Annotated in this window: 12 protein-coding genes and 1 pseudogene; 11 read left to right on the top strand and 2 right to left on the bottom strand. The window is 62.5% G+C overall.

What is annotated here, in order from left to right; translation table 11 throughout:
* The first annotated feature begins 152 nt into the window (after positions 1 to 152).
* The 11 genes from AC2FL1_RS04555 (at position 153) to pdeM (ending at position 12,275) form a co-directional block, all read left to right on the top strand.
* Positions 153 to 1,391, top strand: coding sequence for a CpaE/TadZ family protein (locus AC2FL1_RS04555; RefSeq protein ID WP_496876123.1), 1,239 nt, complete (start codon positions 153 to 155; stop codon positions 1,389 to 1,391).
* Between the two features lie 24 nt (positions 1,392 to 1,415).
* Positions 1,416 to 2,855 (top strand): TadA family conjugal transfer-associated ATPase, encoded by a 1,440-nt coding sequence (locus AC2FL1_RS04550; RefSeq protein ID WP_496828359.1) that lies wholly within the window; start codon positions 1,416 to 1,418, stop codon positions 2,853 to 2,855.
* Between the two features lie 11 nt (positions 2,856 to 2,866).
* Complete coding sequence (locus AC2FL1_RS04545; RefSeq protein WP_496828361.1) at positions 2,867 to 3,835, top strand: type II secretion system F family protein; 969 nt, start codon at positions 2,867 to 2,869, stop codon at positions 3,833 to 3,835.
* Positions 3,836 to 3,845: 10 nt separating this feature from the next.
* Positions 3,846 to 4,826, top strand: a complete 981-nt coding sequence (locus AC2FL1_RS04540; protein WP_234144677.1) for a type II secretion system F family protein — start codon at positions 3,846 to 3,848, stop codon at positions 4,824 to 4,826.
* Between the two features lie 4 nt (positions 4,827 to 4,830).
* Complete coding sequence (locus tag AC2FL1_RS04535) at positions 4,831 to 5,421, top strand: tetratricopeptide repeat protein (protein WP_496828364.1); 591 nt, start codon at positions 4,831 to 4,833, stop codon at positions 5,419 to 5,421.
* Between the two features lie 29 nt (positions 5,422 to 5,450).
* Complete coding sequence (locus tag AC2FL1_RS04530; protein ID WP_496828366.1) at positions 5,451 to 6,299, top strand: tetratricopeptide repeat protein; 849 nt, start codon at positions 5,451 to 5,453, stop codon at positions 6,297 to 6,299.
* Between the two features lie 4 nt (positions 6,300 to 6,303).
* Positions 6,304 to 6,849, top strand: coding sequence for a prepilin peptidase (locus AC2FL1_RS04525; protein WP_234144674.1), 546 nt, complete (start codon positions 6,304 to 6,306; stop codon positions 6,847 to 6,849).
* 118 nt (positions 6,850 to 6,967) lie between these two features.
* Positions 6,968 to 8,275 (top strand): DUF8689 domain-containing protein, encoded by a 1,308-nt coding sequence (locus AC2FL1_RS04520; protein WP_496828370.1) that lies wholly within the window; start codon positions 6,968 to 6,970, stop codon positions 8,273 to 8,275.
* Positions 8,272 to 9,081, top strand: coding sequence for an NAD(P)-dependent oxidoreductase (locus tag AC2FL1_RS04515; RefSeq protein ID WP_496876122.1), 810 nt, complete (start codon positions 8,272 to 8,274; stop codon positions 9,079 to 9,081). Before AC2FL1_RS04520 ends, AC2FL1_RS04515 begins: the two co-directional genes overlap by 4 nt.
* A gap of 81 nt (positions 9,082 to 9,162) precedes the next feature.
* The gene (locus AC2FL1_RS04510) at positions 9,163 to 11,571 is read left to right on the top strand and encodes a ligase-associated DNA damage response DEXH box helicase (protein ID WP_496876121.1); all 2,409 of its coding nucleotides are present in this window, start codon (positions 9,163 to 9,165) and stop codon (positions 11,569 to 11,571) included.
* 41 nt (positions 11,572 to 11,612) lie between these two features.
* Positions 11,613 to 12,275 (top strand): ligase-associated DNA damage response endonuclease PdeM, encoded by a 663-nt coding sequence (gene pdeM / locus AC2FL1_RS04505; RefSeq protein WP_496876120.1) that lies wholly within the window; start codon positions 11,613 to 11,615, stop codon positions 12,273 to 12,275.
* Between the two features lie 10 nt (positions 12,276 to 12,285).
* Here pdeM and AC2FL1_RS04500 read toward each other — a convergent pair whose 3' ends face one another.
* Positions 12,286 to 13,029 carry a LytTR family DNA-binding domain-containing protein gene (locus tag AC2FL1_RS04500; protein ID WP_496828378.1) on the bottom strand — a complete coding sequence of 248 codons (744 nt, stop codon included), beginning with the start codon at positions 13,027 to 13,029 and terminating at the stop codon, positions 12,286 to 12,288.
* A 262-nt stretch (positions 13,030 to 13,291) separates the two neighbouring features.
* Positions 13,292 to 13,418: pseudogene (locus tag AC2FL1_RS04495) on the bottom strand (bifunctional methylenetetrahydrofolate dehydrogenase/methenyltetrahydrofolate cyclohydrolase); the annotation flags it as partial.

The following is a 13,418-nucleotide window of genomic DNA, read 5'->3' as shown; positions in this document are numbered from 1 at the left end:
CTACAATTGGTTCTTTTCGGCCCAAATCTCGCCCAACTTACCCGCGACATTGCTTCCAATAGGTGACGTGCGACCAGATTCCCGGTCGCATGCGGGTGAAGGCAGAACGGACACCGTCTTGTTGCCCCGCCCCCGTAAAGAGGAAAAAGGCAATGAGCAGCGCAATGCCGCAACCCGAAACAATGCCGATCCTGGCCTGTACCGTCAGCCGGGACGTGCAGAATTTCGATCTTCTGATCGAGGACATGGAAGCCGCGATGGGCGAAGGCTGGGGCGACCTGGGTTTTGCCGAGGCGCTGGCCTTCTTCGGTCAGCCCGAATCCGACTCACTTGAATTCATCGCCCTGGCGATCGACGCCGATGACGAAGACAATCTGGTGCTTATGGGTGAAATCATCACCCAGGCCAAGGCGCGCGGTATCAAGGTCATTCTGATCGCCGAAGACGTCACCCCGGCCTCGCTGCATCAGCTGTTGCGCAAGGGGGCGGACGAATTCGTACCCTATCCCCTGCCCGAACGCGAACTGCAATCGGCCATCGACCGGCTGAACAAGCCTGAACCCGAACAAACTCAGGCCCATCATAACACCGCGCACCTGAACAAGGGCGCCGCGCGCGAGGGGGCGTTGATCGTTGTGCATGGGCTGGCCGGCGGTACCGGATCAACCACCTTGGCGGTGAATCTGGCCTGGGAGCTGGCCAATATCAGCGGCGAGGATGCGCCAAGCGTCTGTCTTCTGGATTTCGACCTGCAATACGGCTCTGTCTCGACCTATCTGGACCTGCCCCGCCGCGAGGCGGTGTTCGAGATGCTGTCGGAAACCGAAAGCATGGACGAAGAGGTGTTCGGTCAGGCACTCTTGAGCTTCGAGGACAAGTTGCAGGTGCTTACCGCGCCGTCGGACATGGTGCCACTCGACATTCTGACACCCGAGGACATCCAGCGGGTGATCGAAATGGCGCGCGCGCATTTCGATTATGTCATCGTCGACATGCCCAAAACGCTGGTGCAATGGTCCGAGACGATCCTTCAGGCCGCCCATGTCTATTTCGCGATGATCGAGCTGGACATGCGCTCGGCCCAGAACGCGCTGCGGATGAAGCGCGCGTTGCAATCCGAGGACCTGCCTTTCAACAAATTGCGCTTTGCCCTGAACAAAGCGCCTAAATTCACCGATCTCAGCGGCAAGAGTCGGGTCAAACGGATGGGGGAATCCCTGGGCATCTCGATCGACCTGCAACTGCCCGATGGTGGCAAACAGGTCACCCAGGGCGCCGATCACGGTCTGCCGCTGGCAACCTCGGCGCCCAAGAATCCACTACGCCGCGAAATCGCGAAACTGGCGCAATCGCTGCACGAATTGGGGCGCAGCGACGTCAAGGCAGCCTGAACACCATAGACGAGGGGGTCGACCGTGTTTTCGAGATATAAAAAGACCGACAAGGCAATGCCGGTGGCCGCCCTGGCCACCAAGAAAGCCGAAGCGCCCATCGCCAAGGTCGAACCGGCGCCCGTCGCCAGCCTGCGCAAACCGATCCAGAAACAGGCGGCCGAGGCGGCTCCGCAGGACCGGGACCGCAAGCGCAAGGAGCGGCTGAGCGAGCTCAAGATAGAGCTCCATCGCGATCTACTGGAGAATCTCAACCTGTCGGCGCTGGAACACGCCGCCGAGGCAGAACTGCGCGCTGAAATTACCGCCATCACCAGCGAGATACTAGAAAACAAAGGCGTGGTACTGAACCGCGAGGACCGCATGCAGCTCAACAAGGAGCTGTATGACGAGGTCACCGGTCTGGGACCGTTGGAAACCCTGCTTCAGGACGATACGGTCAACGATATCCTGGTGAACGGGCCGCAGCAGATTTTTGTCGAACGTTCGGGCAAGCTGCAACTGACCGACATCACATTCAAAGACGAACGCCACCTGCTGCGGATCATCGACAAGATCGTCAGCGCGGTCGGCCGGCGTGTCGATGAATCCAATCCCTATGTCGACGCCCGCCTCGCCGATGGTTCGCGTTTCAATGCGATGGTGCCGCCGATCGCGGTGGACGGCTCGCTGGTGTCGATCCGGAAATTCAAGAAGGACAAGCTGGGCATCGACGACCTGGTGAAATTCGGCGCCTTTACCGAGGAGATGGCCGCCTATCTTCAGGCCGCCGTCGCCACCCGGCTGAACGTGATCGTCTCGGGCGGTACCGGATCGGGCAAGACCACAACGCTGAACGCGCTGTCGAGTTTCATCGACAATGCCGAACGCATTCTGACAATCGAGGATACGGCCGAACTCCAGTTGCAGCAGATTCATGTGGGCCGGATGGAAAGCCGCCCGCCAAACGTCGAGGGTAAGGGCGAGGTTTCCCCCCGCGACTGTCTGAAGAACGCGCTTCGGATGCGCCCCGACCGCATCATCGTCGGCGAGACCCGCGGCGAGGAAGTCATCGACATGCTCCAGGCCATGAACACCGGCCATGACGGTTCGATGACCACGATCCACGCGAACAGCGCCCGTGACGGTGTCAGCCGTCTGGAGAACATGATCGCCATGGCCGGTATCGAGATGCCCATCAAGGCCGTGCGCAGCCAGATCGCCAGCGCCGTCAACCTGATCGTGCAGGCCAGCCGCCTTCAGGACGGCAGCCGTCGCATGACCTCGATCACCGAGATTACCGGGATGGAGGGCGACGTCATCTCGATGCAGGAAATCTTCCGCTATCAGCGGGTGGGCCTGACCCCCGACAACAAGATTATCGGCCATTTCACCGCCACCGGCGTGCGCAGCCATTTCTCGGAGCGCTTCCGCATGTGGGGCTATGATCTGCCGCCGTCGATCTATGAACCGACCACGATGTAAGGATCAAAACGATGCAACTCAGTGCAGAACCGATCATCTACGGCCTGATCTTCGTCGGGGTCCTGGTCCTGGTCGAGGGTCTTTATCTTGTCGCTTTCGGGAAATCCATCAGCCTCAACAGCAGGGTAAACCGCCGGCTGGAAATGCTGGACAAGGGCGCCGGTCGCGAACAGGTGCTGGAGCAGCTCCGCAAGGAGATGCAGCAGCACATGAAGTCGAAGTCGATCCCGCTTTATTCGCTCTTGGCGGAAAAGGCGCAAAAGGCGGCCATCGCCTTTACCCCCCGGCAGCTGATCATGATCATGGCGCTGCTGGCGGGTATCGCCTTTGTCGGTCTCAGCGTCGGCACCCAAACCGAGGTCAAGCTGCGCGCCGCCATCTCGGTCGCGATTGGCATCGCCGCCGTCTATCTCTGGGTCAATCAGAAAGCCAAGAAACGGCTGAGCATGATCGAAGAGCAGCTCCCCGACTCGGTCGAACTGATGGTGCGCTCGCTCCGGGTCGGGCACCCGCTGGTCTCGGCCATCCAGATCGTGGCCAAGGAATCCGAGGATCCGATCGCCACCGAGTTCGGCATCATCGCCGATGAGGCCGCCTATGGCCGCGAAGTGGGCGAGGCGCTCAAGGAAATGGCCGAGCGGCTCGACATGCAGGATTTGCGCTTCCTCTCGGTTGCGGTCACCATCCAGCAGCAATCGGGCGGCAACCTGGCCGAGGTTCTGGCCGGCCTGGCCAAGGTGATCCGTGCCCGCTTTCGCCTGTTCCGGCGCGTCAAGGCGATCACCGCCGAAGCGCAATGGTCGGGCAAGTTCCTGTCCGCCTTCCCGCTGGTCGCGCTGATGGTCATCCTGTTCAACGATCCGGGCTATTACGACGGGGTGATGGACCACCCGCTGTTCATTCCCGCCTGTTTCGTCGTCGGGGTCCTGCTGACCGCCAACCTGTTCGTCATGCGCATGCTGACCAATATCAAGGTCTGAGGAGAGCATCATGGAAATCCTGAGCCAGATCAATACTTTCCTGACCGAGCACCTGGGCGAGTTCGGTCCTCTGATCGTGGTTGGCGTGCTGGGCCTGTTCATGGTCCTTCTGGCGGTTCCGTTGCTGATGAGCCAGCCCGAGGACCCACTGAAAAAGCTCAAGCGCGACATGAATCCCAAAACGGTCGCCAAACCCAAGAAAGAGCAGTTGCGCCAGAGCGGGCGCAACGAACAGCTGCAACGTTTTGCCACTTTCCTGGAACCGCAAGACGCCGACGAGCTTTCCGCGATGCAGCTCAAACTGCGCCAGGCCGGCTATCAGTCCAAGGACGCCGTGCGCTTCTTCCACTTTGCGCAAATGGCGCTGGGTCTGGTGGGCCTTCTGCTTGGCGTGCTCTATGTCTTCGTCATCGAAGCGGACAAGGATCTGGATGGCCAGGCCATGCTGATCCGTGTTCTGGGTCCGGGCGGTGTTGCCTATTTCCTGCCACGCTACTGGATCACCCGACGGGTCGATACACGCAAGGAAAACATCACCCGTGCCTTTCCCGACGCACTTGACATGTTGTTGGTCTGCGTCGAGGCGGGCCAGTCGCTCGACCAGTCCATCGTGCGCGTCTCAAAGGAGTTGCGGGCCTCGTATCCCGATCTGGCGGACGAATTCGAGGTGGTCGCCCACGAGATGAAAGCGGGCAAGGAAAAGGACAAGGTTCTGCGCGACATGGGCACCCGCTGCGGCGTGGTCGATGTGTCCTCTTTCGTGACCGTGATGATCCAGTCGTCGCAATTCGGGACCTCGATCGCCGAGGCGCTGCGCGTCTATGCCGGCGAGATGCGGGACAAGCGCGTGATGCGCGCGGAAGAGGCCGCAAACAAGTTGCCAACCAAAATGACCCTTGCCACAATGATGCTGACGGTTCCGCCGCTGCTGATCATCCTTGTGGGTCCCTCGGCCAAAGGCATCATGGAACTTGGCAACATGAGCAAATGACGACATGACATCATCGGCTGCGCCGACCCGGCCGCCAAGGCTTGTTCTCGCATGGGCCATCGTCACCGTGGTGACGGTGGCCTCTTGCACAAGAAACGACGACATCGCCCTGCCTGACAGCCCCTTCCCACCCGGCGTGGATCACCGCAAGCAGGCGGTCAGCGGTGTCGAAGTGGGCCAACGCCTGATGGCCGCCGGCGAATACGAACTGGCGCTCGACGCCTTTACCCGTGCCGCGCTGGACGAGGGCATGACCACCGAGATCCTGACCGGCATCGGCACCGCCAATCTGGGCCTGGGGCGGCTGGGGCAATCGGAAACCATGCTGCGCCGCGCCGTCGAAGAGGCCCCCGACTGGCCCGAAGCCTGGAACAATCTGGGCGTTCTGCTGATGGAAAAAGGCGAGATCGCCGAAGCGACAGCCGTCTTTCGCAAGGCCTATGCGCTGGACAATGGCGAAAGTGACTCAATCCGGAACAATCTGCGGATTGCGCTCGCAAAATCCGAAAATCCTGCTATTAATACTGAACAAAAAGAAGAATTCAAATTGGTGCAGCGGGGGCAAGGAGACTTCTTGATCCGCAAGACGCCATAGAGGGCAAGAGCAGCAAGAAGGACGCAAAAATGCGCCACTTTATCCTGGTTCCGGTCATGCTGGCAGGTGGCCTGACCCTATCGGCCTGTTCCGACAACGCGGATGAAACCGTCGAGCGTGCGTTTCAGGACGTGAATGTCGTCGACGAAACCAATCTGAACGACGTGATGCTGACCGTGGCCGACCCCAACGAGGCGGTTGACTACTTCCAGCGTGCCGCAAAGGACAATCCTGACCGGGTCGACCTGCAACGCGGCCTTGCCAAATCGCTGACCCGTGCCAACCGCAACACCGAAGCGGTCGCCGCCTGGAACCGCGTGGTCAAGATGGATGGCGCGGCACCCGATGACTCTGTGGATCTGGCCGATGCGTTGATCCGCAACAACGAATGGGACCGGGCCGAGCAGGTCCTGGATACCGTGCCGCCCACCCACGAGACCTTCAAGCGCTATCGGCTCGAGGCGATGGTGGCGGATTCCAATCAGGAATGGAAAAACGCCGATACCTTCTACGAGATTGCCGTTGGCCTGACCACTCGTCCCGCGGGCGTGATGAACAACTGGGGCTATTCCAAGCTGACCCGCGGCGATTTTGCCGAGGCCGAGCGCCTGTTCGGCGATGCCATCCGCCAGGACGGCAACCTGTTCACCGCCAAGAACAACCTGGTTCTGGCCCGCAGTGCCCAGCGCAACTATACGCTGCCGGTCGTACCGATGACCCAGACCGAGCGCGCCCAGCTGTTGCATACAATGGCTCTGTCAGCGGTCAAACAAGGTGACATAACAACCGGCAAGGGCCTGTTGCGCGAGGCGATCGACACCCACCCGCAGCATTTCGAAGACGCGGTACGCTCGCTTCGGGCGCTGGAAACCGGCTGAGCCGATGGCCCTCCCCGCCTATGCGGCAATGTGGTTCTTGCCCTTCGCGCTGCCGATCTGCCTCTATGTCGCTTATACCGATCTGGCCGAACTGAAGATCCGGAACCACGCCGTCGTGGCCCTGGCCGCGATCTTCGTGGCGGTCGGCCTGATCGCCTATCCGCCTTTCACCAGCGATTGGGTGTCGGGTCGGATCGGCCCGATCCCCATGGCCCTGCCCACCTATGTCTGGCAATTGCTGCACCTGCCGCTGATCCTGCTGCTGGGGATCGCATTCAATGCCGCCGGCGCCATGGGCGCAGGCGATGCCAAGTTCCTGGCCGCCGCCGCGCCCTTTGTCTGGACCGCCGACCTGATCCTTGCCATGGCGATCCTCGCGGCCAGCCTGTTGGGGGCCTTTGCAACCCATCGCATCGCCAAATACAGCGGTCTCAGACGCTTTGCCCCTGACTGGAAAAGCTGGGACAGCGGCAAGAAGTTCCCAATGGGCCTGGCGCTGGGCCTGTGGCTGGCCACCTATCTGGCGCTTGGCGTGGCCTGGGGGGCTTGAGGGCGGCTGACCCTTCAAACTCCCTTCCGGCGCCCTTGTGCTGCCACATTGTTACATCACTTTCGGCGCCATGCGGGTCCCCCGCAGACATGTCACCAGAAGCACCGCAGGCACTCCGATGAATATGCAACCCACCGCCGTGATCGCCCCTCCCGCGCCCAAGGGCATCGCCGAGATGCAGCTGCCCATCGTCATGATGCGGGACATCCTGTTGAAGACCGTGTTCCGCAAGAATGTGGAAACCGCTCGCGAGATCGCCGAGGCGATCTGTCTGCCCCTGTCGGTGACACAGGAACTGATCGACATGGCGCGCGGCCAGAAACTGCTCGAGGCGACCGGGACACTCAACGCCAACAGCGGCAACGAGATGGGCTATCAGCTGACCGATGCGGGCAAGTCGCGCGCGCTCGACGCGCTCAGCCAGTCTGAATATTTCGGCGCGATGCCAGTGCCGCTCGAGGTCTATCGCGAGCAGGTGAAACGCCAGTCGATCCGCAATATCCAGGTCACCCGCGATCAACTGGTCCGCGCGATGGGCCACCTGGTACTGCCCGACAGCCTGCTGGGCCATCTCGGCCCAGCCGTCAGCGCCGGCCGCTCGATCCTGATGTATGGCCCGCCCGGCAACGGCAAATCCTCGATCTCGAACGGCATCCGCGACGCCTTGGGCGACAATGTCTATGTGCCGCGCGCCATCGAATATTCCGGCCAGGTCATTACCGTCTATGACCCGATCGTGCACACCGCCGTGGAACAGGAGCCCGACGACCCGACCCAGTTGCGCCGCCGCGCCCGCTTTGACAGCCGGTATGTGATGTGCGAGCGCCCCACCGTGATCACCGGGGGCGAACTGTCGCTGTCGATGCTTGATCTGGTCTACAACCCCACCGCGCGCACCTATCAGGCGCCCTTGCAGCTGAAATCCACCGGCGGCATCTTCATCATCGACGACCTTGGCCGCCAAGCCGAGCCTCCGCAGGCGATCATCAACCGCTGGATCGTGCCGTTGGAAGAGGGCAAGGACATCCTGGGCCTGCAATCGGGCGAGAAATTCGAGGTCCCCTTCGACACGCTGGTGATCTTCTCGACCAACTTCCACCCCAACGAGATTTTCGACCAGGCGGCGCTGCGCCGGATCTTCTTCAAGATCAAGATCGACGGCCCGAACCAGGAAAACTTCCTGAAAATCTTCGCCATGGTCGCCCGCAAGAAGGGTGTACCGCTGGACGAAAAGGCGCTGGTGCATCTGCTCAAGGTCAAATACCCGACCATTGACAACATTTACGCCAATTATCAGCCGGTCTTCCTGATCGACCAGATGATCGCCATCTGCGAGTTCGAGGGCATCCCCTATCAGATGAGCCCCGACCTGATCGACCGCGCCTGGGCCAACATGTTCGTCAAGGACGAGAAGATCGTGAAATGATCGGGGTCGCGGGCTGTGGCCGCATGGGCGCGCCAATGCTGGCCGCCCTGCGACGCGCGGGGTTCCCGGCGAAAGGTTTCGACATTCGCCCATCCAGCGATTTTGCAAGCAAAGATCACGGGATTACCGATGACATCGCAGTATTTTCGCAAGACTTGAAGACTCTCATCACCATCGTCCGGGATATTGCGCAAACTGAGCAGATATTGTTTACGGATCAGAAACTTATTTACGCAAAACATCTCGATTGTGTCATCCTCTGCTCTACCCTGTCGCCCCGCTATGTGCGCGCGCTGCGGGCTAGGGTGCCGAACCATATCGCCCTGATCGACGCCCCCATGTCCGGTGCCCAGGTCGCGGCCGAAGAGGCGCGGCTCTCTTTCATGCTGGGCGGCGCACCCACCGATCTGGATGCGGCACAACCGCTCTTCGACGCGATGGGCAGCCATTTCCACCGTATGGGCCCCTATGGCTCGGGCATGCAGGCCAAGGTACTCAACAACCTGCTCGCCGCCGCCAATACGGCGATGACACGGCTGGTGCTGGACTGGGGCGATGCCGCCGGCCTCGACGAGGCCGCGCTGCTTCGACTCATCCATACCAGCTCGGGCCAGAACTGGTTCGCCAGCAATTTCGACCAGATCGAATTCGCCCGTGACGGGTTGAGCGAGGACAACACGATCGGCATCCTGGTCAAGGATGTCGAAAGCGCGCTCGATGCCGCGCCGCAGGGCGCCGACACCACCCTGCCCCGCAGCGTCCAGACCGCGATCAGGTCCCTGCGCCCGCGCCCTTCTTCTGTTTGAAAATACCTCGGGGGAGTCGCCCAATGGGCGGCGGGGGCAGCGCCCCCTTCCCTTGCCCAAGGCTGGTGCTAAGGTCACCCCATGCCGCATCTCCCCGCGCTCCTCACCGACTGGTTCACCGCCAAGGGCTGGTCCGTCCATCCCCATCAACAAGCGATGTTTGATCGCGCCGACCGCCCCGCGACCCTGTTGATTGCGCCCACCGGTGGCGGCAAGACCATGGCCGGGTTTCTCCCCACGTTGGCCGAGCTGGCAGATGGACAGCATCAGGGCTTGCACACGCTCTATGTCTCTCCGCTCAAGGCGCTGGCCGCCGATATCAAGCGCAACCTGCGCACCCCGGTCGACGAGATCGGCCTGGCCGTCCGGATCGAAGATCGCACCGGCGACACCTCGGCTACGCAAAAGAAACGCCAGCGCGCCGATCCTCCCCATATCCTGCTGACCACGCCGGAAAGCCTGGCGCTCCTGACCTCCTACGAGGATGCAACGCGCATGTTTGCCGGGCTGCGCCGCGTGGTGGTCGACGAGATCCATGCGCTGGCCGAAAGCAAGCGCGGCGATCAGCTGATGCTGGCGCTGGCGCGGCTGCAAACCCTCTGTCCCGACCTGCGCCGGGTGGGCCTGTCGGCCACGGTCGAGGACCCGCAGGCCATCGCCCGCTTCCTCGCCCGCCACCCCGACCCTTGCGAGATCCTGCTGGCCGATCCCGGCCCCGATCCCGATATCGCCATGCTGGAAACCGAGGAAATGCCGCCCTGGTCGGGTGGTGGTGCCGCCTATGCCATCCCCGCCGTGCTCGATCAGGTCCGACGGCACAAGACGACGCTGATCTTTCACAACACCCGCGCCCAGGCCGAGATCTTCTTTCACAACCTGTGGCTGGCCAATGACGAAGGACTGCCCATCGGCATCCATCACGGCAGCCTCGACCGGGCGCAGCGCGAGCGGGTTGAGGCGGCGATGGTGCGGGGCGAGCTGCGCGCCATCGTCTGCACCGGCAGTCTCGATCTGGGCATCGACTGGGGTGACGTGGACCTGGTGATCCAGATCGGCGCCCCCAAGAACGTCAAACGGCTGGTGCAGCGGATCGGGCGGGCCAATCATCGCTATAACGCGCCCTCCAAGGCGCTGTTGGTGCCCGCCAACCGGTTCGAGGTGGTCGAATGCATCGCCGCGCTTGAGGCGGTGCGCGCACACGCGCTGGACGGTGATCCGCGCGGCCCCGGCCCGCGCGACGTGCTCTGCCAGCATATCCTGATCGCCGCCTGTTCCGGCCCGTTCGACGCCGATGCACTCTTTGCCGAGATGACCTCTGCCGGGCCTTATGCCGATCTTGCCCGATCCGAATTCGACGCCTGTCTCGATTTCTGCGCCACCGGCGGATATGCCCTGCGCGCCTATGACCGCTGGCAGCGCCTGCAACAGCGCCCGGACGGGCAATGGCAGTTGCGCGACCCGCGCAGTGCCCAGCGGATCCGCCAGAATATCGGCACCATCCAGGACACCGATACACTCAAGGTGCGGCTCCGGCGCAATCGCGGCGGCAAGCCGCTGGGCGAGGTCGAAGAGGGGTTCGCCGCCTCGCTCACCCCCGGCGACACCTTTCTGATCGGCGGCCAGATCGTGCGGTACGAGGGCCTGCGCGAGATGGTCGTCGAGGTCAGCCGCCGCGCCGACAAGAAGCCCAAGATCGCCACCTTCATGGGCACAAAATTCGCCACCTCGACCCAGCTCAGCGCCCGTATCCTCGACCTGTTCGCGCAAGACCACTGGCCGCAGCTGCCGCGCCACACCGCCGAGTGGCTGGCCCTGCAACGCCAGGTCTCGCGCCTGCCCGAACGCGGGCGACTGCTGGTCGAGAGCTTTCCACAGGACGGGCGCGAGCATCTTTGCGTCTATGGTTTCGCCGGGCGCAACGCGATGCAGACGCTGGGCCTGTTGCTGACCAAACGGATGGAGGAAACGGGCCTGAACCCGCTGGGCTTTGTCGCCACCGATTACGCGGTGCTGATCTGGGGGCTCGAGGCCACAACCGATCCGACGCCACTCTTTGAAATCGACAGCCTGCGCGCCGGGTTGGATCAGTGGCTGGCCGGCAACGCGGTGATGAAACGCACCTTTCGCGCCTCGGCCACCATCGCCGGGCTGATCGAGCGCAATCTGGGCGGCCAGCGCAAGACCGGGCGGCAGGCGACCTTCAGCTCGGACATCCTCTATGACACCTTGCTGAAATACGACCCCCATCACCTGATGATGCAGATCACCCGGGCCGAGGCGATGCGCGGGCTGGTCGACTTCGGCCGCATCGAAGAGATGATCGCCCGAGTCGGCAGCCGTATCGACCTGGTGCGGCTGGACCGGGTGACGCCGCTGGCCGCGCCGCTGTTTCTGGAGGTCGGCAAGGTGCCGGTGCAGGGCGCCGCCGAAGAGCGGCTCTTGGCCGAGGAAAGCGCCCGTCTGCTGGCCGATGCCGGGCTGACCGTCTGAAAAGGCTTGCGCATCCCGACGTCCCGCGCAAAGAACACATCATGAACGGGTATGATTTCACCTTTGCCGGGACGCGGCTGACGGCGCTGGGGTCCGGCGCGCTCTGGTGGGGCGAACGGCGGCTCTTGTGTGTGTCGGACCTGCATCTGGGCAAATCCGAGCGTATCGCCCGGCGCGGTGGCACCCCGCTGCCGCCCTATGAGGTGGCCGATACGCTGGACCGTCTTTCCGCCGATCTGGAGCGCACCGCGCCCGAGACGGTGATCTGTCTGGGCGACAGTTTCGACGATGCCGAGGCCGCAAGCGCCTTGCCCGAGCCCGCCCGCCTGCGCATCGCCACGCTCCAGGCCGGGCTGCGCTGGGTCTGGATCGAAGGCAACCACGATCCCGGCCCGGTGGACATTGGCGGCACGCATCTGCGCGAACTGACATTTGGGCCGCTGCTGTTTCGCCATATCGCGCAAGATGGAGCTCAGGGAGAGATCTCGGGCCATTACCACCCAAAGGCGGCGCTGCGCCTGCGCGGGCGCAGCCTGTCGCGCCCAGCGTTTCTGCTCGATCACGACCGGATCGTGATGCCCGCCTATGGTACCTATACCGGCGGCTTGCGCAGCGATGCGCCGGTGCTGGCCCGGCTGATGCGCCCCGGGGCACTCGCCATCGTCACCGGCGCCACCCCCGTGGCCGTGCCGATGCCGCGCTAAGGCAGTCTTGCTAGATGATCCCCGCCTCTTCCAGTGCTGGGCGGTATTTGCGGCTGACCGGGATCAGGTCGCCATTGGTCAGGCGCAGATGGACCTTGCCGCCGCTGCGCTCGACGCTCTCGATCGCCACATCGGTCACCCAATGCGAACGATGGGTACAATGGCCGCTGATCGGCGCCATCTCGTCAATGGCATCCCCGAACCGCGAGCGGATCGTGTGCACCCCCTTGTCGGTCACCACATCGACACTGTGATCACGGACGGTCAACCGGAGGATTTGTTCCGAAAACCCGTCAGGCAGGCGTTTATATATCCGGGGTTGCGGCGGTTGCTCTGACGCGCTCCCCAACGACGACACCCCGCGACGCAAAATGATCAGGCCCAAGGCAAAAATGGTCCCATAGCGCGCCATGCTCCACAGGTCGGGCGATGCGGCGGCAGAAGGCAGCGCCAGAAGCCGGATCAACAGCCACAACGCCGGTGTAAAAAGCAGCGTGACCAGTGCGACAATCAGCAGGTCCTTGCCCAAAAGCGCCGCGTCGGGCAAATGCCGCTCGACCAGACGATGGCTCTGGTGCGCGATGCCGCCCGCGACCCCCATGAGCAGCAGCCAGAACAGGAACCGCTGCACAAAGGACATGCTGTGTCCGCCGAACGGAGCCGAGATACTGGCCAAGAGCGATAGAAACACAAAGGCCGGTCCGATCAGACCCCGTTTATCGGCACTCAGAAAGGATCTCAGTGTGGCTATCATGAAGAACTTGCTTGAACTGATCTGACGCGGAACACCGTCATACCGCAACTGGCCCCCTGCGACAAATACCGGGAAGGGTCCATTTTGACAAACTGCGACGCTTTGGCGTCAGGCAGAGCAAGAAAGCAACAGCTTAAAGTTGTTCAATAAAGTTTAATGCGCAGCAGAAAATACAATCTGCTCCAAGTCAGTTTGACGCTCCGAAGCATCAGGGCCACCGGTGCTTGCGCCTTCCAGCGGCCCATCGCTGATCAGAGGATACTCACGGGGTGAGGCCTTTTGGTTCTGTGAGTTTGTTTGCGCGAGTGCATGCGGTGAGGGTGTTGGCGAGCAGGCAGGCGATGGTCATGGGGCCGACGCCGCCGGGGACGGGGGTGATGGCGCCCGCC

Source organism: Ruegeria sp. YKSF070, from assembly GCF_059612725.1.
The sequence above is the reverse complement of the archived record's forward strand: the minus strand, read 5'-3'. Positions and strand labels throughout refer to the sequence as shown.